The 25,388-nt window shown below is 58.9% G+C and carries 27 protein-coding genes and 1 tRNA gene; 20 read left to right on the plus strand and 8 right to left on the minus strand.

Going from position 1 to position 25,388, the window contains the following annotated elements; translation table 11 throughout:
• Positions 1 to 55 precede the first annotated feature (55 nt).
• The 9 genes from FHT73_RS06155 to FHT73_RS06195 all read left to right on the plus strand — a co-directional run bounded on the left by FHT73_RS06155 (position 56) and on the right by FHT73_RS06195 (position 7,835).
• Positions 56 to 382 (plus strand): hypothetical protein, encoded by a 327-nt coding sequence (locus FHT73_RS06155; protein WP_112414676.1) that lies wholly within the window; start codon positions 56 to 58, stop codon positions 380 to 382.
• Positions 383 to 1,245: 863 nt separating this feature from the next.
• Positions 1,246 to 2,082, plus strand: coding sequence for an EamA family transporter (locus FHT73_RS06160; RefSeq protein WP_112337604.1), 837 nt, complete (start codon positions 1,246 to 1,248; stop codon positions 2,080 to 2,082).
• A gap of 237 nt (positions 2,083 to 2,319) precedes the next feature.
• Entirely contained in the window at positions 2,320 to 2,784 is a 465-nt protein-coding gene (rplM, locus tag FHT73_RS06165) for a 50S ribosomal protein L13 (protein ID WP_004122374.1), read from the plus strand.
• Positions 2,785 to 2,786: 2 nt separating this feature from the next.
• Complete coding sequence (gene rpsI, locus FHT73_RS06170; protein ID WP_075852256.1) at positions 2,787 to 3,257, plus strand: 30S ribosomal protein S9; 471 nt, start codon at positions 2,787 to 2,789, stop codon at positions 3,255 to 3,257.
• A 139-nt stretch (positions 3,258 to 3,396) separates the two neighbouring features.
• The gene (locus FHT73_RS06175; RefSeq protein ID WP_041677343.1) at positions 3,397 to 3,660 is read left to right on the plus strand and encodes a hypothetical protein; all 264 of its coding nucleotides are present in this window, start codon (positions 3,397 to 3,399) and stop codon (positions 3,658 to 3,660) included.
• Positions 3,661 to 3,726: 66 nt separating this feature from the next.
• Positions 3,727 to 4,104, plus strand: coding sequence for an antibiotic biosynthesis monooxygenase (locus FHT73_RS06180; protein ID WP_015339462.1), 378 nt, complete (start codon positions 3,727 to 3,729; stop codon positions 4,102 to 4,104).
• Positions 4,085 to 5,038 carry an agmatinase gene (speB, locus tag FHT73_RS06185; protein WP_112410616.1) on the plus strand — a complete coding sequence of 318 codons (954 nt, stop codon included), beginning with the start codon at positions 4,085 to 4,087 and terminating at the stop codon, positions 5,036 to 5,038. Before FHT73_RS06180 ends, speB begins: the two co-directional genes overlap by 20 nt.
• A gap of 137 nt (positions 5,039 to 5,175) precedes the next feature.
• Complete coding sequence (gene argC / locus FHT73_RS06190) at positions 5,176 to 6,108, plus strand: N-acetyl-gamma-glutamyl-phosphate reductase (protein ID WP_183710392.1); 933 nt, start codon at positions 5,176 to 5,178, stop codon at positions 6,106 to 6,108.
• 416 nt (positions 6,109 to 6,524) lie between these two features.
• Positions 6,525 to 7,835: a DUF2778 domain-containing protein gene (locus tag FHT73_RS06195; RefSeq protein WP_112337562.1), complete on the plus strand. Its 1,311-nt coding sequence runs from the start codon at positions 6,525 to 6,527 to the stop codon at positions 7,833 to 7,835.
• Positions 7,836 to 7,858: 23 nt separating this feature from the next.
• Here the strand turns inward: FHT73_RS06195 and FHT73_RS06200 are convergent, their stop codons facing one another.
• The gene (locus tag FHT73_RS06200; protein ID WP_112337563.1) at positions 7,859 to 8,962 is read right to left on the minus strand and encodes a COX15/CtaA family protein; all 1,104 of its coding nucleotides are present in this window, start codon (positions 8,960 to 8,962) and stop codon (positions 7,859 to 7,861) included.
• Positions 8,963 to 9,074: 112 nt separating this feature from the next.
• Here FHT73_RS06200 and FHT73_RS06205 point away from each other — a divergent pair, with 112 nt between their 5' ends.
• Both FHT73_RS06205 and FHT73_RS06210 read left to right on the plus strand, forming a co-directional pair.
• Positions 9,075 to 9,284: a DUF2842 domain-containing protein gene (locus FHT73_RS06205; protein WP_183710394.1), complete on the plus strand. Its 210-nt coding sequence runs from the start codon at positions 9,075 to 9,077 to the stop codon at positions 9,282 to 9,284.
• Positions 9,285 to 9,420: 136 nt separating this feature from the next.
• A complete protein-coding gene (locus FHT73_RS06210; RefSeq protein WP_183710396.1) occupies positions 9,421 to 10,671 on the plus strand; it encodes a GNAT family N-acetyltransferase in 1,251 nt (416 codons plus the stop codon).
• Here the strand turns inward: FHT73_RS06210 and FHT73_RS06215 are convergent, their stop codons facing one another.
• Positions 10,672 to 12,927: a Wzz/FepE/Etk N-terminal domain-containing protein gene (locus FHT73_RS06215; protein WP_183710398.1), complete on the minus strand. Its 2,256-nt coding sequence runs from the start codon at positions 12,925 to 12,927 to the stop codon at positions 10,672 to 10,674.
• Positions 12,928 to 13,119: 192 nt separating this feature from the next.
• On the opposite strand from FHT73_RS06215, the gene FHT73_RS06220 reads away from it, so the two are divergent.
• The 6 genes from FHT73_RS06220 (at position 13,120) to FHT73_RS06245 (ending at position 19,329) form a co-directional block, all read left to right on the plus strand.
• Positions 13,120 to 13,695, plus strand: a complete 576-nt coding sequence (locus FHT73_RS06220) for a polysaccharide biosynthesis/export family protein (protein ID WP_112337566.1) — start codon at positions 13,120 to 13,122, stop codon at positions 13,693 to 13,695.
• A 12-nt stretch (positions 13,696 to 13,707) separates the two neighbouring features.
• Complete coding sequence (locus FHT73_RS06225; RefSeq protein WP_183710400.1) at positions 13,708 to 14,853, plus strand: glycosyltransferase family 4 protein; 1,146 nt, start codon at positions 13,708 to 13,710, stop codon at positions 14,851 to 14,853.
• Positions 14,854 to 14,929: 76 nt separating this feature from the next.
• On the plus strand, positions 14,930 to 16,486 hold the full coding sequence (locus tag FHT73_RS06230) for an undecaprenyl-phosphate glucose phosphotransferase (RefSeq protein ID WP_112607213.1): 1,557 nt from the start codon (positions 14,930 to 14,932) through the stop codon (positions 16,484 to 16,486).
• Positions 16,483 to 17,745: an O-antigen ligase family protein gene (locus tag FHT73_RS06235; RefSeq protein WP_112607215.1), complete on the plus strand. Its 1,263-nt coding sequence runs from the start codon at positions 16,483 to 16,485 to the stop codon at positions 17,743 to 17,745. Before FHT73_RS06230 ends, FHT73_RS06235 begins: the two co-directional genes overlap by 4 nt.
• Positions 17,742 to 18,974, plus strand: a complete 1,233-nt coding sequence (locus FHT73_RS06240) for a glycosyltransferase family 4 protein (RefSeq protein WP_183710402.1) — start codon at positions 17,742 to 17,744, stop codon at positions 18,972 to 18,974. Before FHT73_RS06235 ends, FHT73_RS06240 begins: the two co-directional genes overlap by 4 nt.
• Positions 18,975 to 19,038: 64 nt before the next feature.
• The gene (locus FHT73_RS06245; RefSeq protein ID WP_015339449.1) at positions 19,039 to 19,329 is read left to right on the plus strand and encodes a helix-turn-helix domain-containing protein; all 291 of its coding nucleotides are present in this window, start codon (positions 19,039 to 19,041) and stop codon (positions 19,327 to 19,329) included.
• Positions 19,330 to 19,452: 123 nt separating this feature from the next.
• On the opposite strand, the gene FHT73_RS06250 is transcribed toward FHT73_RS06245, so the two are convergent.
• Both FHT73_RS06250 and FHT73_RS06255 read right to left on the minus strand, forming a co-directional pair.
• Complete coding sequence (locus FHT73_RS06250) at positions 19,453 to 20,475, minus strand: PHB depolymerase family esterase (RefSeq protein ID WP_246712058.1); 1,023 nt, start codon at positions 20,473 to 20,475, stop codon at positions 19,453 to 19,455.
• Positions 20,476 to 20,697: 222 nt separating this feature from the next.
• Entirely contained in the window at positions 20,698 to 20,910 is a 213-nt protein-coding gene (locus FHT73_RS06255) for a hypothetical protein (RefSeq protein WP_015339447.1), read from the minus strand.
• Positions 20,911 to 21,150: 240 nt separating this feature from the next.
• Between FHT73_RS06255 and FHT73_RS06260 the strand changes: the two genes are divergently transcribed.
• Positions 21,151 to 21,543 carry a hypothetical protein gene (locus FHT73_RS06260; protein ID WP_246712057.1) on the plus strand — a complete coding sequence of 131 codons (393 nt, stop codon included), beginning with the start codon at positions 21,151 to 21,153 and terminating at the stop codon, positions 21,541 to 21,543.
• A gap of 92 nt (positions 21,544 to 21,635) precedes the next feature.
• Entirely contained in the window at positions 21,636 to 22,331 is a 696-nt protein-coding gene (locus FHT73_RS06265) for a thermonuclease family protein (protein WP_183710404.1), read from the plus strand.
• A 36-nt stretch (positions 22,332 to 22,367) separates the two neighbouring features.
• Here the strand turns inward: FHT73_RS06265 and FHT73_RS06270 are convergent.
• Positions 22,368 to 22,444, minus strand: a tRNA-Pro gene (locus tag FHT73_RS06270).
• Between the two features lie 86 nt (positions 22,445 to 22,530).
• On the minus strand, positions 22,531 to 22,938 hold the full coding sequence (locus tag FHT73_RS06275; protein WP_183710406.1) for a BA14K family protein: 408 nt from the start codon (positions 22,936 to 22,938) through the stop codon (positions 22,531 to 22,533).
• A gap of 175 nt (positions 22,939 to 23,113) precedes the next feature.
• On the opposite strand from FHT73_RS06275, the gene FHT73_RS06280 reads away from it, so the two are divergent.
• Entirely contained in the window at positions 23,114 to 23,371 is a 258-nt protein-coding gene (locus tag FHT73_RS06280) for a hypothetical protein (RefSeq protein WP_112337853.1), read from the plus strand.
• Between the two features lie 79 nt (positions 23,372 to 23,450).
• Here the strand turns inward: FHT73_RS06280 and FHT73_RS06285 are convergent, their stop codons facing one another.
• Together FHT73_RS06285 and FHT73_RS06290 are read right to left on the minus strand one after the other, a co-directional pair.
• Positions 23,451 to 23,780 carry a hypothetical protein gene (locus FHT73_RS06285; RefSeq protein WP_069616257.1) on the minus strand — a complete coding sequence of 110 codons (330 nt, stop codon included), beginning with the start codon at positions 23,778 to 23,780 and terminating at the stop codon, positions 23,451 to 23,453.
• Positions 23,781 to 24,027: 247 nt separating this feature from the next.
• Positions 24,028 to 25,134, minus strand: a complete 1,107-nt coding sequence (locus FHT73_RS06290; RefSeq protein ID WP_183710408.1) for a porin — start codon at positions 25,132 to 25,134, stop codon at positions 24,028 to 24,030.
• Positions 25,135 to 25,388 lie beyond the last annotated feature (254 nt).

Raw genomic sequence — 25,388 nt, forward strand, 5'->3', positions numbered from 1 at the left:
CAATGGCGGTCTCTGCGTATAGTATATTATAGCAACTTCAGGGAGGATTACTCAGATGAAAAAAATCATCCTGCTCGGCCTGCTCGTTACATCGGTCGCAACGCCAGCCCTGGCTATCTCGCGCTACAATTCCATGTCCATGACCTGCGCCGAAGCGAGGACTGTCATCAACCGGGAGCGCGCGGTCATTATGCGCTATCCTGCCAAGAGAACGCCGAAAATGACGCTCTATGATCGCTATGTCGCCGACAGCGGAGCGTGCGACCAGGGCTTTTATGCCTATCAGGACTATCTGCCCACCAAAGATCGGGCCTCGTGCCCGGTTTATATATGCCGTCCGACGACCGATCTGGATGACGACGATTTGATTTTCCGGCGCTGATCGAAGTATGCCCGAACGGGATGTGGTGGACGATTCATGCGCTCGTCGCGATGACCACCGATCACAATCTATGATTGTGATCGGCACTGTGCACTTTCGGCACTATAGGCATCCTCGTATTTTCCGTGAGGCTGTCCGGAGGTCATTCTTCAAAGCGCTTTTAGTCACTTTTGTGCGCCCGGAAAGTTGCGTTCTCAGGAAATGCAATCTTTGTTCTCTATTTATTCACATGTAATTTAGAAAATACGCATGAATAATGAATTCACATGAGAACCGATTGCGAACATGGAACATCTACATACTTCATAAGTTCTCCACAGAATAATTTTCGAACTCGCGCAATGAGATATGTAGAAAATTGTCCGCTTCTCGATCCTATACTTGGAATATAGGCGATTTTTATCGACTCTGATTTGTGATAGCAGCTATTAACTGTAATATTTTTCAACTGCTGTAGAATTATCCATCCTCGCTCATGCGAGAATTTACGGCGGCGCGGACCGCCAAACGGCAATCTTATGGCGAACACCATTGTTCCTGACGATAAGCAGTGGTGCGACCGTCCGACGCGCTCTGTCGTTTTTAAGTAAGAAGTGTCTAATGCTACTCCCGCGTTCACAGGACATGCGATATTTGTTCGCGCTTCATACTCTAATAAATTAGTTATTTATAATATCAACGCGAACAATATGGAACACAACGAGAACGCGACTCCCAATGTCGGCTATCGATCACCGCAGGTGGAACAAGCCTTCAAAGTCGCCGATATTTCGTTGCTTTTCGATGTATTGCGGATCATATGGAAGCCGCATTCCCACAAAATGCCAAGCGCTGCCATGCGCCTGCAAATCGCGAGGTTTTCCGTGTCTCTCGACGTTATCGCGCTCGTCCTTTTCGGCGCCCTGCTGCATGCGACGTGGAACGCGATCATCAAGGCGGGAACCGATAAATCGCTCGATGCGGCACTGGTCTCGGCAGGCGGCGCAGCTGCGGCCCTTCCCCTGTTGCCATTTCTGCCTTTGCCGGCCTCAGCCGCCTGGCCTTTCATCGGGGCTTCGGCCATCCTGCAATTTGCTTATTTCCAGCTTGTGGCGGCAGCCTATCGTGCCGGCGATATCGGGCTGGTCTATCCGCTGATGCGCGGTGTAGCCCCCCTCATCATCGTCTCGACAAGCAGTTTCATCCTGAAGGAAACTCTTTCGGGCGGCGCATTGATCGGAACCATGACCATCTGCGCCGGCATATTGACGCTTGCCTTCGAGGCCCGAAAGGGCAGCCGCCGGGCGATCGTCCTGGCCCTTGCCAATGCCGTTGTTATCGCGACCTACACCTATGTCGACGGTATCGGTGCGCGGGCGTCGGGCAATTCGATATCCTATACCCTATGGATGGCGCTCCTGCCGCCCATCCTCCTATTCGCCTGGGCAATATCGCAACGCGGCCTCAATGCCGTCGCCGCCCACGTCCGCTATAATTGGTGGCGCGGGCTTATTGGCGGAGGCGGCTCGATCGCTTCCTACGGGTTGGCATTGTGGGCGATGACGAAGGCGCCGGTCGCCATGGTCGCCGCCTTGCGCGAGACTTCGATCCTCTTCGCTTTGGTGATATCCGTCGTCATCTTGAAGGAACGGTCCAGCATCTGGCGTTATATTGCCGGCGCCATTATTGCTGGCGGAGTGCTGGTTTTGCGGCTGGGCTGACGATAAATTATGTGGTTTTATTTTACCACATAAGCAACATATTGATTTTACGTTCTAATTTTTACAGCCTACCAATCAGGCGATATTGACCCTGGCTCTTAATCGATCTATAAGCCGCCTCAGATCGCAGCCTTTCCGGGCTGCTTTCTTTTTGGCGCGCATCCATGCGAGCCAAATCAAGCAACAAGAAACGCCCAGACGCCTTCGGGCCAAGGGTCCTAAAAGAGAGTATGCAACATGGCAACCTTCTCCCAGAAGCCTGCAGAGGTGGAGAAGAAGTGGGTTCTCATCGACGCCGAAGGGCTTGTCGTTGGCCGTCTCGCTTCTATCATCGCAATGCGTCTGCGCGGCAAGCATAAGGCTACCTTCACGCCGCACGTCGACGACGGCGACAACGTCATCGTCATCAATGCCGACAAAGTCGTCTTCACCGGCAAGAAGTACGAAGACAAGGTTTACTACTGGCACACCGGTTATGCCGGCGGCATCAAGGAGCGTACGGCTCGCCAGATCATCGAAGGTCGCTTCCCGGAGCGCGTCGTTGAGAAGGCCGTCGAGCGCATGGTTCCCCGCGGCCCGCTCGGCCGTCGCCAGATGAAGAACCTGCGCGTCTACGCCGGCTCCAACCATCCCCACGAAGCTCAGCAGCCGGTCGTCCTCGACGTCGCCAAGCTGAACAAGAAGAACGTAAGGAGCGCCTGATAATGGCTGACCTCTCCTCCCTGAAGGACCTCGGCACGACTTCGGAAGCAGCTGCTGCTCCGGTTCACGTCCGCAAGGTTGACTCGCTCGGCCGCTCCTACGCGACCGGCAAGCGCAAGGACGCCGTCGCCCGCGTTTGGGTCAAGGCCGGCTCCGGCAAGATCATCGTCAACGGCAAGGACTACACGGCTTACTTCGCCCGTCCGGTTCTGCAGATGATCCTGCGTCAGCCGATCGTCGCAGCTGCCCGTGACGGCCAGTTCGACATCATCGCAACCGTTGCCGGCGGCGGCCTCTCCGGCCAGGCCGGTGCCGTTCGTCACGGCCTGTCCAAGGCGATCACCTACTTCGAGCCGGGCCTGCGCTCGGTGCTGAAGAAGGGTGGCTTCCTGACCCGCGACAGCCGCGTCGTCGAACGTAAGAAGTACGGCCGTGCAAAGGCACGTCGTTCCTTCCAGTTCTCCAAGCGTTAATCGCTTATCCGAGATCGGATTATTGGAAAGGCCGGGGTTTCCCCGGCCTTTTTCTTTGCAGCATTGAAATGATGCAGATTTGCCAAGGCAGGAAATGCTTTTTATGGCAGAGTCCCCCTACAAGCATCTGGGGAGTTCAATGCGCAGCCTCATCTTTTCGCTTCCATTCTTGATCGGCCTAGCATCACCGGCTCTATGCGACGATGCCCAGCCAACTCCCCCAGCCGACAAGGTCGTGGACATGCAAAGCATGAAGGATTTTCTCCAGGCAAACGCGGACTGTCGCGAGTTCAACGACAGCTGCTCCTATTGTGTCGTGACCGATGGACAGGCAAATTGCTCGACGCCGCAGATCGCCTGCGTGAAAAAGGCGTATCAATGCACCGCTCGATCGGGCAAATAGTCGTCGGATCTTAGTTTACGATTCCAGCCCGAATTTCGAGATTTGACCGCTCTCCGGAGAAACACCATGAGCAAGAGTACTTCATCGCGTTTCGCCGCCACTCCCGAGCCGCCCTATTACATCGTCACATTCGCGTCGCTCCGCACCGAAGGCGACAACGGCTATGGTTCTATGGGCGACCGCATGGAAGAACTGGCAAAGGCACAGGACGGCTTTCTTGGGATTGAGAGTGTCAGGGAGCCTGGCGGCTTCGGCATCACCAACTCCTTCTGGCGTGACGAGGAAAGCATCCTCGCCTGGAAGAACGTCGTGTCGCATCTGGCCGCGCAGAAACTCGGCCGCGAGCGCTGGTACGAAGAATACAAGGTGCGCGTAGGCAGGATAGAACGGGCCTACAACTTTCATGCAAGTAAAGGAGAGGCCCTTGCCGAGCACATCGATTGACCATGCCTTCACCGCGGCAAGTCTGACCTCGGCTGCCAGCGATCCGACCTTTGCCGGCGCGCTCTCCTTCATGCGCCGCCGCTTCACCAAATCGCTCGAAGGCGCCGACGCCGTGGTCTGGGGCATCCCCTTCGATGCGGCCACCTCGAACCGGCCGGGAACGCGCTTCGGGCCGCAGGCGATCAGGCGTGCCTCCGCGATCTTCGACAACGATCCGCAATATCCATTCAACCGCGATCTCTTCGCCGAAATGGCCGTCATCGACTATGGCGATTGCCTACTCGACTACGGCAATCATCAGGATACGCCCGCTGCAATTGAAAGGCAGGCGACGGCGATCCTCGACAGCGGTGCCTTCCTGCTGACGCTCGGCGGCGATCACTTCGTCACGTGGCCGCTGTTGAAGGCTCATGCCGCCAAGCACGGGCCGCTGGCGTTGGTACAATTCGATGCCCATCAGGATACCTGGTTCGATGACGGCAGGCGTATCGACCATGGCTCCTTCGTCGCTCGCGCCGTACGCGACGGGCTGATCGATCCCGACCGCTCCATCCAGATCGGCATCCGCACACATGCGCCCGACGATTTTGGTATCCAGCTCCTCCATGGCCATCAGGTTGAGGATATGAGCGCCGGCGACATCGCTTCGACGATTATCTCGCATACCAAGGGCGCGCCGACTTATCTGACCTTCGATATAGATTGCCTCGATCCGGCGTTTGCTCCGGGCACGGGAACGCCGGTCGCCGGAGGCCCTTCCAGCGCCAAGATCCTATCGGTGCTGCAGCGCCTGCATCAGCTCGACATCAGGGGTGCCGATGTCGTCGAAGTGTCGCCTGCCTACGACCACGCCGACATCACCGCCATTGCGGGAGCGACCGTGGCGATGTATATGCTCGGTCTCCACGCCGAACGACGTGCAAGCGGTCGCTGAGACATGATTTCGGGAGAGGCGCGACGGTTTTCGAAAGTCGCCCTGCCGCTCCCGAAGCGGCCGTTATGAAATTGAATCAACTGCATGGCAAACTGAGTCCGGAAACATTCTCAACCTATTGAAAGAGCAGGAATAAGATGGCACCGAAAATCTTCATCGATGGCGAACACGGAACCACGGGCTTGCAGATTCGCACGCGCATGGCCGACCGCCGCGATGTCGAGCTGCTGTCCATTCCCGAAGCCGAACGCCGCAATGCCGCCATGCGCGAAGACATGCTGAACAGCGCCGACATCGCCATCCTCTGCCTCCCCGACGACGCGTCCAAGGAAGCGGTGAAGATGGTGGCGGGCAACAACAACGTCCGCGTCATCGACACCTCGACGGCCTTCCGCATCCATCCAGACTGGGCCTATGGCTTTGCCGAGATGGACAGCAACCAGGGCAACAAGATCAAGGCAGCACGTTTCATCGCCAATCCCGGCTGCTACCCGACGGGTGCGATCGGCGTCATCCGGCCGCTGCGCGCCGCCGGCATCCTTCCGACGGACTATCCCGTGACGGTGAATGCAGTGTCCGGCTACACCGGCGGCGGCAAGCAGATGATCGCGCAGATGGAAAATCCGGACCATCCGGATGCGATCACCGCGCCGCATTTCCTCTACGGCCTGCCGCTGACCCACAAGCATGTGCCCGAGATGACGACGCACGGCCTGCTGGAGCGCGCGCCGATCTTCTCCCCCTCCGTCGGCCGCTTCCCGCAGGGCATGATCGTGCAGGTGCCGCTGCATCTCGGCGATCTCGCAGAAGGCGCGACGCTGGAGAGCATTCATGCCGCGCTCGTCGAGCATTATGCCGGTCAGGATATCGTTCAGGTCGTTTCGCTCGATGAGAGCCGCGCCCTGCCCCGCGTCAACGCCGTCGAGCTCGCCGGCAAGGACACGATGAAGCTCTTCGTCTTCGGCACGCCGGGCGGAGCGCAGGTCAATCTCGTTGCCCTGCTCGACAATCTCGGCAAGGGCGCATCGGGTGCAGCCGTACAGAACATGGATCTGATGCTGAGCGCGTAGCTCAGTCCAACGCGGATTGAAATTCGATAGGCCCGGCCTGTTTGTTCAGGCCGGGCCTTTTCACGTCAAAAACAGTTTTGCGCAATTTAGGCTCCGCTGCCGTATTCGGCCTTATTTTTGCCGTTGCCCTAAATTAGCGGAACCTACACGGAAAAGTGAACAACCGTTGGGCTTGCGACCAATTGTCGGCCGGATTTGCTCTTTAACGGCTTTGCTTGCCCGAATAGGTGGGGCGTTAAAACTATCCCTTTTTTCAATGAATATCCAAGAATGAGCCATCGTAAAGGAATTGGTTACCATAATTCGGCATGCTTCCAGACAGCCGGCAAGTTGGCGACCGAACGCGATTTTCGCGTTAGGGCACGTGTGCGTTCTTGAGCCGGTTCAGTGTCTGTGTAGGTTGGATAACGAGTATCATGGCGTTCGTGACCGAAACGTTCGGTAACTTCAATTCGCGCTCCGGCTACGCCTCGCGATCGAAAAAATCCCTCAGCATCCGTCCCGGCACCCTAGCCACCGGCGTCGCAGTCGCGGCGTTCGCCTGGGTCACTGCGACGCTGATGACGACGCAATCGATGGTGCTGTCGCTTCCCGGCGCGGCGACATCGACCGACAGCTTCCTGGCGCCGCGAGCATCGGCCTTCATCGTTCCGCAAAGCCACGTGGCCCACCCTGCCCGCTATGCGAGCCAGACCACTTCGCTGCATGGGCAAAGCCGCTTCGGCAACGTCGCGGCTGCAGAGGTTCAAACGAAAGCTGGCAGGACGGATGCGGTTCGTGCGCAACTCGCATACGCACTCGCACAGCAGACGTCGGATATGAAGCAGGCTCAGATTGCGGCCGCCAGCATCAAGAGCGGCCGTCTCGAAGTAGCCGCGGCTTCGCCTGAGACGATTGACCATCTGCGCAAGGTGATCGCGATCAATTTCGCAACCGCAGTGCAATCGCTGAGTCCGGCAAAATATGCAGCCGCCCTGATGCCGGCCGCAGGCCCGCTGAAAACCACGGAGGAGCCGGCGGCGGTTGCTTCCGCGGCTCCTGAGGTCAGCCTGCCCGCCATAGCGGAAGCAAAGCCGGTGCCTGCGAAAGACGCCGACATTGCAGTGGCGGAAGCCGTGCTGAACGTCATTCCCATGACGCGCCCTGCCCGCGAAACGCCCGTGCAACGGGCCAGCGCCACAAGCGCCATCGCCAGGGCAACGGGAAGCGAAACGACCGCACAGCCGCCATCACGCATGATGGCCTATGCCGATCCGGATGACAGTTCCGTTCGCAAGGCGAAGCCCTTCATTAATCCGTTTGCCGCCATCAGCCCCGGACCAGGCACGGCGATCTACGACATCGAGGCGAAGACTGTTTACCTGCCGAGCGGCGAGCGCCTCGAAGCCCATTCCGGCCTCGGCCACATGCGTGACAATCCCCGCTATGTCGATCGCAAAAACACCGGCCCGACGCCGCCCGAAACTTATAACCTGACCTACCGGGAAAGCCTGTTTCACGGCGTGCAGGCGCTGCGCCTGACGCCCTCAGGCGGCGCTCGCGTCTACGGCCGCGACGGCCTGCTGGCTCACACATACATGCTCAGAGGCGGCCGTGCCGAATCGAACGGCTGCGTGGTTTTCAAGGATTACAATCGCTTCCTCGCCGCCTTCCGGCGTGGCGAAATCAAGCGGCTGAAAGTCGTCTCGCGGATGTCTTCAGCAGCAAGTGTCGCTTCCGCACGCTAAAGGGATTTGAGGCGCAAAGCGCCTCAATCTCTCACGACGATCGATGTCTGGCGCGGCAGTTCACCATAGAAACCGCGCCAGTTGGCAATCGCGAAGCCGAAGACGATCAGGGCGCCGGCCTGATGCGCCAGGGCCAAATCCAACGGCACATGCAGCAGCAGCGTCGAAATGCCGAGGATCGCCTGGATCAGCACAAGCACGAAGAGAACGACGGACCGGCGCGCATGCGTCGTTTGCGCCGCGGCGCGCAGCGAGATGATCATATTGATGGCGACGATGGCGAAGAGCGCATAGGCACCGAGACGGTGAACGAACTGGACCATCTTCGGATTCTCGAAGAAATTGATCCAGCCCGGTGACTGTATGAAGAGATCGCTGGGCACGACGGCTCCATCCATCAGCGGCCAGGTATTGTAGCTGAGGCCTGCATCGAGACCGGCGACGAGCGCGCCAAGATAGATCTGAAACAAGGCCATGAAGGCGATCAAACCGGCGAGCTTTGCCGAATGGCGAGTTGGCGGCGGCTCGTTCGAATGCGGCGACAGGGCGCGCATGAACCACATGCAGGCGGCAAAGATCAGACAGGCGGTGACGAGATGGGTGGCAAGCCGGTACTGGCTGACGTCGGTGCGTGCTTCCAGCCCCGAGGAGACCATCCACCAGCCGATCGCACCTTGAAGGCCACCGAGCACGAAAATGCCGGCAAGCGGCAGCCAGAGCTTGCGCTCGACGCGGCCGGTCAGGACGAAGAACAGCAGCGGCAGGCCGAAAATGACGCCGATGGTGCGCGCCAGCAGGCGATGCGCCCACTCCCACCAAAAGATGCTCTTGAACTCCTCGACCGTCATATCCTTGTTCAGGATCTGGAATTGCGGAATACGCTTGTAGAGATCGAATTCGTCTTGCCATTCCTGCGCATTCAGCGGCGGGATGACACCGTGGATCGGCTGCCATTGCGTGATCGACAGGCCGGAATTGGTGAGGCGCGTCGCACCACCCACCAGCACGAGAGCGAAGAGAACCAGAAGCACGCAGGCGAGCCAGATGCGGATGGCGCGGCGATTGCGGTCCTGACGGGCCACTTCCTTCAAAATTGCCTGTTCGGTCGTGAAATTAGTGGCAGCCATGGCTTCTCCCTTCGATCAGGCTGTTGATTTGCCCGATAGGGGCGTGCAAAACAAGTCCCGGGAGTTTGCGGCATGCCGTCGCGGCATGTTGTCATAATGAGGAGAAAACCCCGTGCCCCTTCGCCTGCGCAAATTCATTGGCATGATCTTGCTCGTGCTGCTGGTTGCAATCTATGCGATCGTCGCCATGATCGTTGCAGTGCGAACGCTCGCAGATCAACCCGGCTGGGCACATTTCCTGTATTTCTTTCTCAGCGGCATCATCTGGGTGCTGCCGGCAATGGGCATCATCAAGTGGATGGCCGGGCCACGCCCGCAATAGCGCTCGCCCCGACGCGATTTTACATTAGGCTAACCTTGATCCGTGCCTTATCCCGCGCGAATGTCTCATATTAAGCCAAAAATAAGCCGTTGGCCGCCAGACTGCGTCCGAATACCGCCGGAGCGGAGAAGATCGGATGCAGACCCAGACGCGAGATATCGCCAGCATCACCGCCGCAACCGGTGAGCAGATTGCGTCGATCGAGATGGAGCCTGCACCCACCGTTCATCTGCAGGTCGACATCTTCGACAGCATGGCACCGCTTGAAGCCGAATGGCGCGCGCTGGAACAGGACGACCTCAACTCGCTGCATCAGAGCTATGACTGGTGTGCAGCATGGGCGGAGAACCTCAAACGCTCTCTCGCCATCGTCAGGGGCTCCATCGGAAGTCACGTCGCCTTCATCCTGCCGCTCGAGATCATCCGCAGTCACGGGATAAGACGAGCCGAGTTCATCGGAGGCCACCACAACAATATTAATACCGGTCTGTTTTCAGCCCGGCTCCTGGCGGACGGTCCACTGACCTCCGTTCAGGTGAACGCCATATCCGCGGCTTTGCGCGGCAAGGTGGACGTCGTCATCCTGCGCAATATCCCGCTCGAATGGCGGGGGCGCAAAAGCCCCCTCGCCTCGCTGACGACGATCGAAAACCAGAACCGTGCTTTTCAGCTGCCCTTCCTCGGCAGTTTCGAAGCGAGCCTGAAGCAGGTGAATGCCAAGCGCCGTCGCAAGAAGTTCAAGCATCAGAGCCGGCTTCTCGACGCAAGAGGCGGTTATGAATATCTGATTGCCGGTCCCGACCAGCAAGATGCGCTTCTCGATCTTTTCTTCCGACAGAAGGCGACCCGCTTCAAGGATGCCGGCTTGCCTGACGCGTTCAAGGATGCCCGGATCAAGGCTGCGCTGCACGCCATGTTACACCGACGCCACAGCGATGGCATCGGCGCGACACTTCAGATGCATGCGCTCCGGCTGAAAGGCGAGCATGAGGGCCATATTCCAGCCATCGCCGCCCTCTCCCGCAAGGGGGACCACGTCATCTGCCAGTTTGCTTCCATCGACGAGGCTGTGGTTGCTGACGCAAGCCCCGGCGAATTGCTGTTCTGGCTGATGATCGAGCGGCTGCATCGCGAAGGCGTCGCCCTCTTCGACTTCGGCATCGGCGACCAGACCTACAAGCGTTCCTGGTGTCCAATGGAAACTGTGCAGCATGATCTTTTCCTGCCGGTCTCAGGCGTGGGACGCCTTGCGGCAATGGCGAGCCGGAGCATGACGCGAACGAAAGTGGCGATCAAGTCCAATAGAAGGCTCTATTCCCTTATCCAGCGGCTGCGGGCGAGACATGCGGCTGGCGCGCCAGCGGCTGATGGCGGCGACACAGATTGATCAGGCGGCGTCCCGGCGTGTATCCGGATCGTGCTCCTCGCGCCAGCCGGACATCAGGATGATGTGTTCGTAGCCGGCCTTTTGGAATTCCGTCATGGCTGCAATGAACTGGCTTTCATCCGGCTCCGGCATGGAGAGGACGATTTCCGTCTCCTTGCTGCGCGTCAGCCGCGCGACACCGGAGACCTCGGCCGCCCCGCATTCCACCAGAACGATGTCATAGGCCGAGTTCAGGGCATCGAGGATCAGTGACAGGCGGTCGGCACCCCGCATGGCGCGCGCAAGATCGCTCATGCCCTGGGGCACGATATGGGCATCCGACAGGCGATCCGGATGGATCGTATCGCCAAAGGCCGCTTCACTGCATAGCAGATCGGTTACACCGGGAAGTTCGTCGTGCTCGGCCATCAGCTTCGAGGGGCATCCTGTGCCGGTCATGTCGACCAGCACGATGCGGCAGCCTGCATCGGCGATGGTCCGCGCCAGCATCACAGTCGCTGTCGAACCATTGTCACCGGTCGGAGATATCGCGATAGCAAGTCGAGAGCCGCTGTCGATCAGATAGTCGGCGACGGATTGAATGGAGAAATCCTCCTCTTCATCCGCAGCCTGGACGGCCTGCTTCGGCTCGTGATCCGGAGCGATTGCGGTACCCAAGGCAATTGCTGCCTCCGGAGCAACTGCGGTGTTCGCGACGTGAACCGGGATCTCTTCTGCTGGGACCGAGAGCATGCTTGTGGGCGCCTCGACACTGCTTGCTGGCGTGACTGGCCGAACCGGAGCCGGAGCGGGGACGGTTTGAGCACGCTTCGCTATCTCCAGCACGGCGGCATCTTCTTTGCGGGCAGAACCGACAGGCCGCAACGCGCGGCCGCTGAACAGCTCCGAAAGCATGATGACGATGGCCGTCAGGAGAAAGGTGGCAAGAGTTGCGACGACGACGATCGGGCCGACCTTGGGGAAAGAGGGATCGACCGGCTCAACCGCCGTGGAAACGATGCGCGCATCGGCAGGGCTGGAATTCTTGTCGACGCGAGAGGCCGCCTCACGATAACGGGCGAGATAGGTCTCGAGCAATTGCCGCTCGGCCGTAGCTTCACGTTCCAGCGCGTTGAGGCCGACTTCGTCCTCCCCTGCCCGGGCGCTGTCGGCCTTCAGCGTGTTGGATTGGGCGAGGAGCTGCTGCTCGCGCAGTTGCGCCACCTTCGCTTCATTCTCGATGCTTGCCAGAATCCTCTGCGTCTCGCGCTCGATCTGCTGACGGATATCGGCGAGCTGCGCCCGCAGGCTCTTCAGTCGCGGATGTCCATCCATTAGCGTCGTGGAGAGATCGGAGATCTGCGACTCCAGGTTCGACTGGGTCGCCTTCAGCCGCTGAATTGCCTGCGATCCCGCGACATCGGCAAGCGTATCCGTGGAGCGGCCGCTGGACAGCGCACTGCGCACCGCCTGCGCCCTCGCCTCAGCATTGGCCCTGTCGCCGCGCACCTGCGCCAGCTGCGTCGAAATATCTGCAAGCTGCTGCGTGGCGAAATTGCTGTTCTGGCTGGTCTGCAGAAGCCCGTTGGCGGAACGATAATCGGCAACCTTCTTTTCGGCCTCGCTGACCTTGTCGCGCAGCTTGGCGATCTCCGGCTCCAGCCAGCGGGTCGCCTCGCTGTTGGAATCGAGCTTGGCTCCGCTCTGCATCGACAAATAGACCTGCGCCATGGCATTCGGCACGCTGGCGGCAAGATCCGGATTGCGGGACGTGAAGCTGATACCGATCACGCGCGAGCTGTTGATCTGATAGACCTGCAGGCGACTGGTGAAGGCGTCCAGCATCCGTTCTTCCGGTGCCTTATCTGCCGCCGGCTGTCTCAGATGCAGCTTGATCAGGATATCCGAGATCGCGGAACTATTGTTGCCGGCGGCGAATTCCGGCCGATCGTAGAGCTTGAGATTGGTGATGACCTGTTTCACCAGATCTGCCGACTGCAGGATCTGCACTTGGCTGGCAATGTTCAGCTCGTCCAGCAGAGGTCCGGCGCCGGCATCATTGCCAGACGTCGTCGTTGCGAAGGCCGGCGCACGCTGCTCGATGAGGATGCGGGCCTCGCTGCGATATTCCGGCGCCATGACCTTGGCAATGGCAAATGCCGCGCACGCGCCGGCCAGCGTGATGGCGATGACACGCACCCGCCGCTGCCACACAGCGCGAAAGAGCTGAGCGAGATCGATGTCCACATCCTGCTGGGTGCTGTTGACACCGGACATATGCAAAACTCCGTAATAGAAAGCCGGAATTAATCGTAAACGACTATAGTAACCCAAGCGTTAATAGTATTTCGCCAGCATTATTTTTGATGTCGCTAATTTTTTCCCGGATTTTCATTTACTCTTTACCGACCGTTAACCCTAACGGATCGATAACGACAGCAGTGTCCTTCCCTTTCTAATGAGCGCGAAATGCCCTTCGCAAAGCCAAAGATTGTCCTTGCCCTCGGCATGGCTGCCGTGAGCGCCGCGCTCACCGGCTGCAACACCTATCAACCGGCTCCCAAGGCCTTCAACGAGGCCACGATCCAGCCCTATACCCTTGATAGCGGCGACCGGTTGCGCGTGACCGTGTTCGACCAAGCCGGCTTGACCAACACCTATACTGTTGACCAAGCCGGCTATATCGCCTTCCCGCTGATCGGCCAGGTCGCTGCCCGCGGTCGCACGCTGCAGCAGCTCTCCGGCCAGATCGCGCAGAAACTTCGCCAGGGGTATATTCGCGATCCCGACGTCACCATCGATATCGACCGCTATCGCTCCGTCTACATCATGGGTGAAGTCGGCCAGCCGGGCCAATATTCCTATGTGCCGGGCATGACCATCCAGAATGCCATCGCGGTCGCAGGCGGGTTCACCAGCCGGGCCAACCAATCCAACGCGGATGTCACCCGCAAGATCAACGGTCATGTCATGACTGGACGGGTCGGCATTTCCGATCCGGTGCTAGCGGGCGACACCATCTATGTCAGAGAGCGGTTGTTCTAACCGCGACCGCTCATGACCCGACCGCTTCGAATCCTTCATTGCTTTAGGTCGCCGGTCGGCGGGGTCTTCCGCCATGTCCGGGATCTGGCGGAGGAACAGAGCAAGGCGGGGCACGAGGTCGGCATACTTTGCGACAGCTTGACGGGCGGCGAGCATGAGGATCGCCTGTTCGACGACATAGCACCCTTCCTCGCTCTCGGCATCGTTCGCCTGCCGATCCGGCGGCAAATTACCCTTACGGATGCCACGACACTTTGGAGCAGCTACAAGGAAATCAAGAGTTTGCGGCCAGATGTGCTGCACGGGCACGGCGCCAAGGGCGGCCTGCTTGCGCGCGTTCTCGGCTCGATCCTGCGGGTCAACAGGTATCGCGTAGCCCGCCTTTACACCGCACATGGCGGAAGCCTGCATTTTCCCCGTCGCTCCTTCCAGGGCGTACTTGTCCATAGTCTGGAACGGATGCTGGAATTTTTGACCGACGGGCTAATCTTCATTTGCGATTTCGAACGCCGCACCTATGAAGCAAAGATCGGCAAACCGCGCACCCGCTCGGTTATGATCTATAACGGCATCAGCGAAAGAGATTTCCGCATCATACCGACACGATCGGACTCCGTGCACTTCGTCTATATCGGCATGCTGCGGGACCTCAAAGGTCCCGATCTATTCGTTGACGCCTTTGCGAAAACGGAACGGCGGATCGGCAGGCCGCTTTCCGCTCTGATGATCGGCGACGGGCCGGACAGAGACAAATATCACCGGATGATGGTCGAGCGGGGTCTTGGTCACCGGATTGGAATTCTGCCGGCCATGCGCGTGCAGGAAGCCTTTGCGGTGTCCCAGAATGTCGTGGTTCCCTCGCGCGCCGAAGCCATGCCTTATATCGTTCTGGAAGCACTCGCAGCCGGGAAGACCGTGATTGCTTCGCGGGTCGGCGGCGTTGCGGAAGCGCTTGGCGATAACAATCCCGCACTCGCCAAACCGGAAGATGCCGACGACCTCTCACGCATCATGGCTGAAGCGATCACAGAACCGCTATGGGGCGCTCGCAACATGCCCGATATCGGGACGATCCGGTCGATTTTTTCCGCCTCAGCCATGGCACGGGATACTTTGCACCTGTATCAAAATATACTTGGCCTGGATAGCGACGGTTAGAATACAGCCAAGTGTTGTAAGTGTTTCTTAGCTGATATCTGGTAGGCCTTGTCCGATAACGATCGGATAAGCTGTCATGAACACTACCGAAAAGTCCGAGCAGCTCAACTTGGACAATCTTCGCAAGCAGGTTTCGGAAATCCGCACGCGCGGTGCCGGCGAAACGCCGGGCGATCGTCCCGGCGGAATGAATATCTATGCGCGCCAAATCGCCGAACAGTTTCGCGAAACCAACCAGTCCCCGTCCATCATCGTCGGACAATACCGGTTGTTCGAATTTCTATCGCTACTCGCATTCGGGCTTGCAATTCTCCTTTTCGGCACATCGGGCAATCATCCCTTCCTGTCGAAGGGCGTGGTGACGCTCGCACTCTGCGGCCTCGCCATTGCCTTCCTGCAGATTGCGGATGCCTATCAGATCCCGGTTCTGCGCTCGCCTCACCATTATCTGCACAGGATTCTCGGGGCTTGGGCGGCGGCGTTTGCGGTCATGGTCATCGCCCTGATCCCATTCGACATCAATAATATCTATTCTCTCCCCCTCCTCGGTCTGTGGTTCGCAGCCGGCGCAGGCTTCCTTCTCGTGGCACGCCTACTCTTCGCTTATGGCATTCGCCACTGGGCCCGCAACGGCGTCATGGAGCGGCGCGCCGTCATCGTCGGCGGCGGCGAACCGGCAAAGGAACTCATTCGCGCCCTCGAACATCAGCCGGACAACGATATCCGTATCTGCGGCATCTTCGACGATCGTGGCGAAAAGCGTTCTCCCATTATGGTGGCCGGCTATCCGAAACTCGGCACGGTAGCGGAATTGGTCGAGTTCGCGCGGCTCGTGCGCATCGACATGCTGATCATCGCGCTGCCAATCAGCGCCGAAGACCGCATTCTGCAATTGCTGAAAATGCTTTGGGTGCTGCCCGTCGACATCAGACTGGCGGCGCATGCCAACAAGCTGCGCTTCCGCCCCCGCGCCTATTCGCATGTCGGCGCCGTGCCGATGCTCGACATCTTCAACAAGCCGATCCGGGACTGGGATGGCGTTGCCAAGCGCATCTTCGACATCTTCTTCAGCGTGGTCGCGCTCGCCCTTGTCTGGCCGATCATGCTGGGGGCTGCGATTGCCGTGAAGGCGACATCGAGGGGACCAGTGTTCTTCATGCAGAAGCGCCACGGGTTCAACAATGAGATCATCAACGTGTTCAAGTTCCGCTCGATGTACACGCATATGAGCGATCCGTCGGCTCGCAATGCCGTGACCAAGAACGACCCGCGCGTGACCCCCGTCGGCCGCTTCATCCGCAAGACGTCGATCGACGAGTTGCCGCAGCTCTTCAACGTGCTGCTCGGAAGCCTCTCGCTCGTCGGCCCGCGGCCGCATGCCGTGCTTGCCGCCAGCCATAACCGCACCTATGCCGACGTGGTCGAAGGTTACTTCGCGCGCCATCGCGTAAAGCCGGGCGTGACCGGCTGGGCGCAGATCAACGGCTGGCGTGGCGAGATCGACAGCGACGACAAGATCAAGTTCCGCACGGCCTACGATCTCTACTATATCGAGAACTGGTCGCTGCTGTTCGATCTGAAAATCCTGTTCCTGACGCCATTCCGTCTGCTCAATACGGAAAATGCATATTGAGCGCGATCGACCTGCCATCACCCCGCGTCGCGCAGCCGCAGCTTGTTGCATTGCGACTGATAGGCACGGCGAGCGTTGCTGTGGGCGTATTCCTGTCGGGCTTCGTCATCGCGGAACCCGCGCCCTACGAGCTGTGGCTCGCCTTTTTGATCGGCACATGGTTCATTCTCGGGCTGAAAATCTCGCGCAGCGTCGCGCCGCTTCTGGCCTTGTTCCTGACGTTCAATGTCGGCGGGATGCTCTCGATCACGCAGATGCATGACCTCGCCGCCGGTAACCATCTCGGTGGCCCCATCTACATTGCCGTTTCCACCTTCCTTGCGTTGAGCTCAATCTTCTACGCGGCCATCATCGAAGATAGCGAACGACGGCTGAAGCTGATTTTCAATACGTGGGTGGTGGCGGCGCTGATCACTGCCAGCCTCGGTATCCTCGGCTATTTTCATGCCGTTCCCGGCTTCGACATCTTCACCCTCTATGATCGTGCCAAGGGCGCCTTCCAGGATCCGAATGTCTTCGGGCCCTATCTGGCAGCACCTGGTCTCTATCTGGTCCACGGCCTTTTGGTCGGCGATTTGAAAAAGGCTCCCATCAAAGCGGCATGCCTTCTCGTCCTGGCCTTCGGCATCTTCCTGTCCTTTTCGCGCGCAGCCTGGGCTCTGTTTGCCTTCTCCTCGGCGATGCTGATCTTCTGCATGCTGTTGAAGCACCGCAGCAACAAGTTCCGGCTGCGCATCCTGGTGATGTCGCTGACGGCGATCATCCTCATGGTCGTCCTGCTCGTCATTGCGCTGCAGTTTCCGCAGGTCAGCGACCTGTTTTCCACGCGCCTGCAGCTGGTGCAGGAATATGACGGCGGACATCTCGGCCGCTTCGAGCGCCATAGTCTGGGCTTCTCTCTGTCGATGGAGCGGCCGTTCGGCATAGGGCCGCTGGTTTTCGGCCAGATGTTCGAAGAAGACGAGCACAATACTTGGCTGAAGACGCTGACGACCTATGGCTGGCTCGGCTTCTTCTGCTGGGTCAGCATGATCTGCTGGACCATCTATATCGGCTTCCGCAACCTGCTGAGGGAGCGTCCCTGGCAGCCCTACCTGATGATCGCCTGGATCGTCATTCTCGGCCATGTCGGCATCGGCAACGTCATCGATACCGACCATTGGCGCCATCTTTACATGCTGATCGGCATCGTCTGGGGCTGCGGCGCCCTGGAGCAGAAATATCAGCGTGACTTGAGCAGAAGGGAAGCTGCGCGGTGAACATTCGCACCAACGTCAAACGCCTGTCGTTGCTGCAGGTTCTCGAACCGAGCGGCGGCGGCTCCGGGCGACATTTTCTCGATCTGTGCCGGGCCATGCAGCATCGCGGCCACTTCGTGACCGCCATCTATTCCCCGGTGCGTGCCGAGCCCGCCTTCGTCGCTGAGCTGGAAAATATGGGCCTGGACAATGTCATTCCGCTTGCCATGCGGCGCGCTCCCGGCCCCTGGGACCTGACGGCATGGTGGCAGCTCCGCAAGCTCGCCGCGATTCACGGGCCGTTCGATCTGATCCACGGTCACAGCTCCAAGGCTGGCGCTCTCACGCGCTTGCGGCTGCCGGGGCGGCATGTGCCTGTTCTTTACACACCGCATGCCTTTCGCACCATGGACCCGACGCTGGGTTCGAAAGGCCGCCTGATCTATGGCGGCATCGAGCGTCTTCTCGGGACTTTTTTGACGGATCGGCTGATCTGCGTTTCCCAGGACGAATATGATCATGCCCTGTCGGTCGGCATCCCGGAAAAACGACTGCGCGTCGTCGTCAACGGCGTAAACGCGCGGCCCATCAGCCAGCGGACCGCCATCCGCAGACGCTATGGCATTCCACAGGACGCCCTGCTCTTCGGCTTTGTCGGACGGATGACGCGACAGAAGGCGCCGGAGCGCCTGGTCGAAGCTTTTGCGCGGATAGCACCCCACTTACCGCAAGCGCATCTGCTGATGATCGGGATCGGCGAGCTCGCCGATACAACAAGAGAGATGATCAGGGCAGCCGGGCTTGAAGATCGTGCCCGCGTCGATGGCAGCGTGCGTGGTGTGACCGCCATAGACGCCGTCGATGTCGTCGTCATGCCCAGCCGCTACGAAGCTATGTCCTATGTGATGCTGGAAGCGGCTGCCGCAGGCAAGCCGCTGCTGCTCGCCGATGTCGGGGGCGCGCGCACGGTGCTGGAACATGGCAGAAACGGTTATATCGTGCCAAACAGCGATGATCCTGAAGCATTGGCGGCCGCGATGGCGAGGCTTGCTGACCCGGCACGGCTTGCAAGTTTCACCGCTGAAGCTCGTCGCCGCAAGGATGGCTATACGCTTGCCGGCATGGCCCATTCGACCGAGAAGATCTATTACGACCTGCTCGGTCAACCCTTCCCCGCCCCGCTGGAACTGGCAAGTTCCCACTTTAGCGATGCAATCAAAGGCCGGAAGAAAAGCGCGTCGGCCCTCTAAACTCGCATCGGATTTTCGTGCGAAATCGGTTCCGCTTTTCGAGCCGATGCGATAGACTTAACTCATGATTACTTCAGCACAATTGCGCGGCGCGCGCGCCATGCTCGGACTGACGGTGGAGACGCTTGCCAGTGAGAGCAAACTACCGGCTTCGACGATCGAAGCCTTGGAAACAGAGGGCAGTTCGGCGGACATGAGAGCGCTTGCGGCAATCCGCTCCGTCCTCGAGAACCATGGCGTGATTTTCCTCGCTGGTGGCAGCGACGGCCCGGGCGGCCCCGGCATTCGCTTCAAGCACTGGTCCGACGATGATGGCATTCGGCCTGAGAACCTGAATGCCACCAATGACGATTGAGGGCTGAGGCAGGGTTGCGACCTCCAGAGCGGATCAGCTTTTTGCGCAGGCTCCGAACCGCTTGACCTCTTTGTTTCCAGCAATTCCGGACGTGAGACAGCTGCACGATTTCGCTTATCTGCCTCAGGCTCCAAGCTTCCAGCTTTTGACAAGCTCTTCAGGCGCCGACAGCGCAGCCGGCAAGATGTAGCGTTCAGTATCGTTGGCCGGTTCCCAACCTTCAACTATCGAGCCGACCGGCAGGCCATGCCCGAGGTCGGTCAGCGTCACCAGTTCCAAAATCAGATGACCGTAGTCGTCGCGCCACTCGCGCCGTTCGCCGCCCTCGAAGAGACGCAGCCGACCCTTGGTGCGCGGACGCTCGCGTGCGGCAAGCCATTGCGCAACGGAGGCCTCCGCATTGGCAAAGGATACTACCTCGTCGGCGTCGCCATGCCAGATGGAAACCACCGGAAAGCGAGCGGCATCGGGCGACACTTCGCCCACAAGCTCGCCCCATTTTTCGGCCGGGCGGCTTGAGCCGCGCTTCATAACGTCGAGCGCCGACATGGCGTCCCTGGCAGCGCCGAAAGGCAGACCGCCGATGATGGCACCCGCGGCAAACAGCTCCGGATAGGTCGCGAGCAATGCGGCGGCCATAGCACCACCAGCCGAGAGGCCCATGACGAAAACCCTGCTGTCGTCGATCGCATGCAGACGGCGGCTGAAATCGATCATTTCTTTGATAGAGCCGAGTTCACCGCGATCGCGCGTGACCAGGCTCGGGCGAAACCAGTTGAAACAGAGATTGGGATTGTTCGAAGCCTTTTGCTCTGCAAAAAGCACCGCAAACCCATGCTGACGGGCAAGTGCCGTCCAGCCGCTCGCGCGATCGAAATCCTCTGCATTCTGATGGCAGCCGTGCAGAACGACAACGAGCGGCATCGGCGCCTTTACACCCGGCGGCACATATTCGAGCATGCGCAGATTGCCGGGATTGCGGCCGAACCACAGAACTTCGGTCAGCCGCTGGGCGGAAGGACGTGTGGAAACACGACGGCGTGCCGGCTGAGATTGCGGCTGCGTCATCGGAAACTGGAGCCGCGGCAGCTCAGCGGAATCGACAAGCAAGCGGCGAAGCCGGCTCGGAACTTTAAAATTCATCATGGACCTTTCCATCCACGTCAGCCGCGATCGGTATTATCCCGCTACTGGCTGGCGCGCACTGTTCCTTTCGAGAATCAGTGATATCGAGAAATCGAATCTCTTTGTGCAATGCAGCAAATATAAGGAACCTTGTCCGCTTAGAACAGGCACAATGCATCATTGCAGCTATGTGAAATCAGCTTAAATCGATTAGATTTTCGGCCATAAAAAACCGCAGCTGTGTCAGAAATAAGCCCGCGCAAGGGCGAGCAGCTTTGCGTCATCCTTCACGCCCTGGCGATAGAGCTGGATGATCAGCGCGCCGAGGCGCTCTGCCTCAAGGCTGCGAGGGTTCATGCCACGGTCCTTGCAGACGGTGTCCAGTACCTTCTCGAGACGGTCCAGATCGTCCGAAAACAGCGGCAAATCCCGTGGATGTATAGGTGTGTCCAGCATTTGCGCGTCTCGTTGTCCGCTCGGGCAAAAGCACGCAGTACTTCGCCGGCACCCGTTTCACTTCCGACGATAAGGCTGGACTATGCGCCTTGCGTATTGGGTTGGCAAGGAAGCATTTCGGCGCGAAGTATTTCTGATTCGCAAATTTTACGGAAAATCGAGCGAAGGTACAATTTTAAGTTATGGCATCACCGAGCCTTTATATGCCTATGCGACAAGCGGAAAAACGGAGGCACAATGATGACCAAATTTCTGATTCGAACCGCTCTCGGCGTGACGCTGGCAACGATGGCCCTGCCCGCCGTCGCACAAAACTTCTCGAACCTTCCGCTACGCAATCCTCGCCAGCCGCCCGAAGGATATATTTCCGTTCAATCCGGAATATCGATTTCCTATCCGGTGGCGGATGGAGACAGCGAGGAGCAGCAGGAGAAGGCCTTGAAATCCTTCTACAAGATTGCGGCCGGCAGCTGCGCCACCCTGCTCGACACCATTGCGGATGCCTGCGAGATCAGTGCTCTGTCGAGCAATAGCGCGGTCAACAATCTCGACAATCGCGGCACGAGACTTTCCATCAATGGACAGGTGACGATGTCGGTGAAACTGAAGCCGCCGACAGCGGCCGCGAAGTAGCCTTGCCCATCGCAGTTCATGATCTCCGCCAAAGCCAACGGATCGGTAAGAAATGGCGGCGATAATCCCCCTCACAATTGAGGGACGATACCATGGCGAAAGCGAAACGACGCACGCGGCGCAAGCCGCAGTCCAAGGCGGGCAATTCGATGTGGCTATGGGGCGTTGTCGGCCTGGCAACGGTAGCCGGCCTCTACGCCTATCAGCATCGCAAGGATATGCCGTCGATGCTGGCGCATGCCGGAGCAGTTGCCGGCATGCCTCATATGGCTAGGGACGCGCCGGTGCCGGCTGCGAAGCCGCAGATAAAGATGGCGGCGATCACACCCGAGCCTCGAGCCGAATCTTCCCTGCCAGTGCCGCCCGCCGCCATTCCGGTGGCGATGCCGGTCAACAAGATACCGGTCGAACGGCCCATACCCAGCTTGCGAGCCCAGTCCGGCGGCCGCTTCGTGCTTTGCGGCGCCGGCTCGGGGACCAATTGCGTCGTTGACGGCAATACTTTCTGGCAGGACGGCATCAGAATCCAGCTGGCCGATATCGACGTCCCGGACGCCGGTACCGCGCGCTGCCCCAGCGAAAAGCAGCGAGGCGTGGCCGCAAAGCTTCGCCTGCAGGCCATTCTCAACGATGGAAACTTCGTGCTTTCCGGCAGCAACCGCCGCGACGACCCGAATGGCGGCAAGCTGCGCATTGCCATGCGCGCAGGGCGCTCGCTCGGGGACCAGATGGTGTCGGAAGGCCTCGCACGCCGCTGGACCGGCCAGGCTACATCCTGGTGTAGCTGATCTTCAAAAATTCGATTGGGAGTTCAAGGAGATAAATGGTCGGGGCGACTGGACTCGAACCAGCGACCCCTTGACCCCCAGTCAAGTGCGCTACCGGGCTGCGCTACGCCCCGACCTGCCGAAACGGCTTGTTTCGTTTAGAGTTTAGCGTTTACCGACGCAAGCGAAAAGTAGCAGCCTGCTCAGAAAAAGTTGCCGTTCAGCGGCACAGCCGCCTCGGCCCATGGCTTGGCTGATAAGTGTTATCCGAGGCGCGATACGAGCGGTAGCGGCTTGCGCAGTCACGCGTATGGGCACCGTAATAGCTCTGCGAGCGCTGGCCGTTAAACAGAGTGCCGGTCACGAACGATTTGAAAAGCACGCCGCTGTCCGAATCGTCGTCATAGTAGCTGTCCGAGCCGTGCAGCCGGTGGCCGCTGCGCCAACGATTATGGTGGTGATGATGCCCATGACCGTGGCCGTGATCGCGAATCTGGATGATCTCAGGCTGTTCGGTTGCAGGGACGGTCAGGGCCGGCATGGTGATGGCATTCGCCGGCATGACGGCGCCGGCCGCCAGTAAAAGACCAAAGCCAGCGGCAGTTATCGATCTGGCAATCGTAAACATATGCGACTCCTTCGAAATTCGGCGGCGCTGCGAAGTAAATCTGCATGCAAACCTTGCTGCGGAGCACGCCGTCATTATGTCTATATAGTGATTTGAAGCCACACTCATAGATGCCCTTCCGCCTTTGTTGCGCGACAGATTGCGCAAGGTGGGAAGTGCGCGGAAAGTCAAGGCAATGAAGCCCCTCTTAGCTCTTATCATATGCGCACCGCTGCTTGCCGCGTGCAACACAACGGACACGGTGCAGCCCATTCCAGGCAGCATCACCTACGGCGGCCAACCGCATATGAAGCTGACACTTTCACCCCCTGGCTCGCAATTCCAGCACCATTTCACCAACCAGTGGGGCCAGGATGTGCTTGAAACCTACATCGTCCAGCCGGACCGAAGCGTGAAGCTCGTCAACCGCCAGGAAATGAGCCCGCCAGACTAACCGCCCGCTGTGACACGGACGTGAAAACTCCGTCAGCGCGAGCTGACGGAGCTTGGCATGGTGCGGATAAAGATCACACTTACCAGCAGCGATAGCAGCGGCGATAATAGGGGCGGCCGTAATAGCCGCGATGGTGGTGATTGTCGCTGACGGCGGCGCCGACGAGAACGCCGCCGATGATGCCGGCGGCAGCCAAAGCGGCGGCCTGGTTTTCAGCCTGTTGCGCCTGGGCGCGATTGGATTGATAAGTCGCGCCGACACAGCGATTGTAACGCTGCGTTCCCGGACGGAACCCTTGCGACTGGCAGGTCATTTCCGCATTCATCGCCGATTCCTGCGGTGTCTGACAGCTCGATAGAATGGTTGATATAGCGACGAGGCTCGCCGCCATTGTGGCACGTATGCGCATGTTCCCTCCGGCAATTTTAGATACAACCCTAGGGAAAGCGAAATACAGCCAAAGGTAAGCTTTAGCAAGCCGGCCCCACCAAGCATAAGATGAAAATCCGCCGAATAATGGTAAAACTGCACGCAGAGATCGTATCGTGCTTAACAGCGGGATAGCGGGTTAGCACAAAATGAAAAGGCCTCGCTGGATGACGAGGCCCATCTCCGATTAGCAGGCCCGCACTATCCAGGCCGGGGAGCGTTTTCGATCAGAAGTTCCGCTCGAAACGAAGGATGCCGGCGACCGTGTCATCCTTGATGTAATCGTAATGCACATAGGTGAGTTCCGGCTCGACCAGGAAATCCTTCACCGGATAGATCTTGAGGTTCGTGGTCGCCTCGAACATCTTGGACTCGGTATAGGCAAGCTGGAGGTTCCACTTAAGCTTATCGTTGACCGGAACGCCGACGCCGCCCCAGACAGCCCAGTCACCCCAGCCACATTTGGCGGCATTGACGGTGCCGTTCGATTTCGTGCAGGCCGAGATATCCTGGTTGGTGCCGGCATATTTGTTCAGCTTGTCGCCGTCCGTATTCCAGCCCCCCATCAGGAAGGCTTCGACGCCACCGAATTTGGCGTCAAGACGAGCCTTGATGGCACCTTCCTCGACGATCGAGTCATAGCCGCCGACAACCTTGATGCCCCAGTTGCCTGCCTTGTAACCAAGGCCGGCAACGACGTCGGGAGCATAGTGGTTGGATTTGTCATCCGTCCACCAGCCGGCACCGTAAGAGGCCTCGCCGTCGGAGGTCGAATTGGAATCTTCCAGGGAGATCACAGCCGAGAAGCCATTGTCTGGCTCGTATTTATAGGTCAACTGATTGAGCTCGTACGGGCCGTCATAGATCACGTCGTCGTTGACGACGTCGCCGGCATAGCCCACGTAAAGATTGTATTGAGAGTCGAGCTTGCCGACCGTGAAGCCGCCGAGGCTGATGTTGGCGAATAGCAGCTTGGAATTGGTTGCGCCTCCATCGTTCCACTCCCAGCGGAAAATGGTGTTGGTCTTCAGCGGACCGTATTCCGTATCGGTTGCGGTATCGACATTGAGCTCGACACGCTCGTGCCAGAGGGTGCCGACCCTGCTGCGCGGATTATAGGCGTCATACCACTCGCCTTCGGTGCGAACCTTGCCGCCGATCTTCAGGCAGGTTTCCGTGCCGGGAATATAGAAATAGCCTGTGCCGTATCCATCGCAGATGCGAACATATTCAAGCGGTTCGGGTTGAGCGGCGACAATGGCGTCTGCGGCATGGCCAGCGCCTGCTGCAGCGACAGCAGCGGCGGAGCCAAGAAGAAGGCTCTTGATGTTCATGATATCTCCATTCGACTATTCGTCAGAGATGGAGTCTCCCGGCAGACAACAACGTGCCCCTCCATAGCCTGACTGTTCCCTCAAAACAGGGCGAAGCCATAAGCTTCGCCGCCAAACTGAACCCGTGCGCTTGCTCCAGCAAGTTAATAAGGCTGACGAACTAATTTTTACAACGCAGAAGAGTGATAGACGTGACAAAAATGTAACACACTTGTCGTAATGACAAAAACGAACGTGCCACACGCAGCCGAAAC

The organism is Rhizobium sp. BK098 (assembly GCF_014193155.1).
GTDB lineage: Bacteria > Pseudomonadota > Alphaproteobacteria > Rhizobiales > Rhizobiaceae > Rhizobium.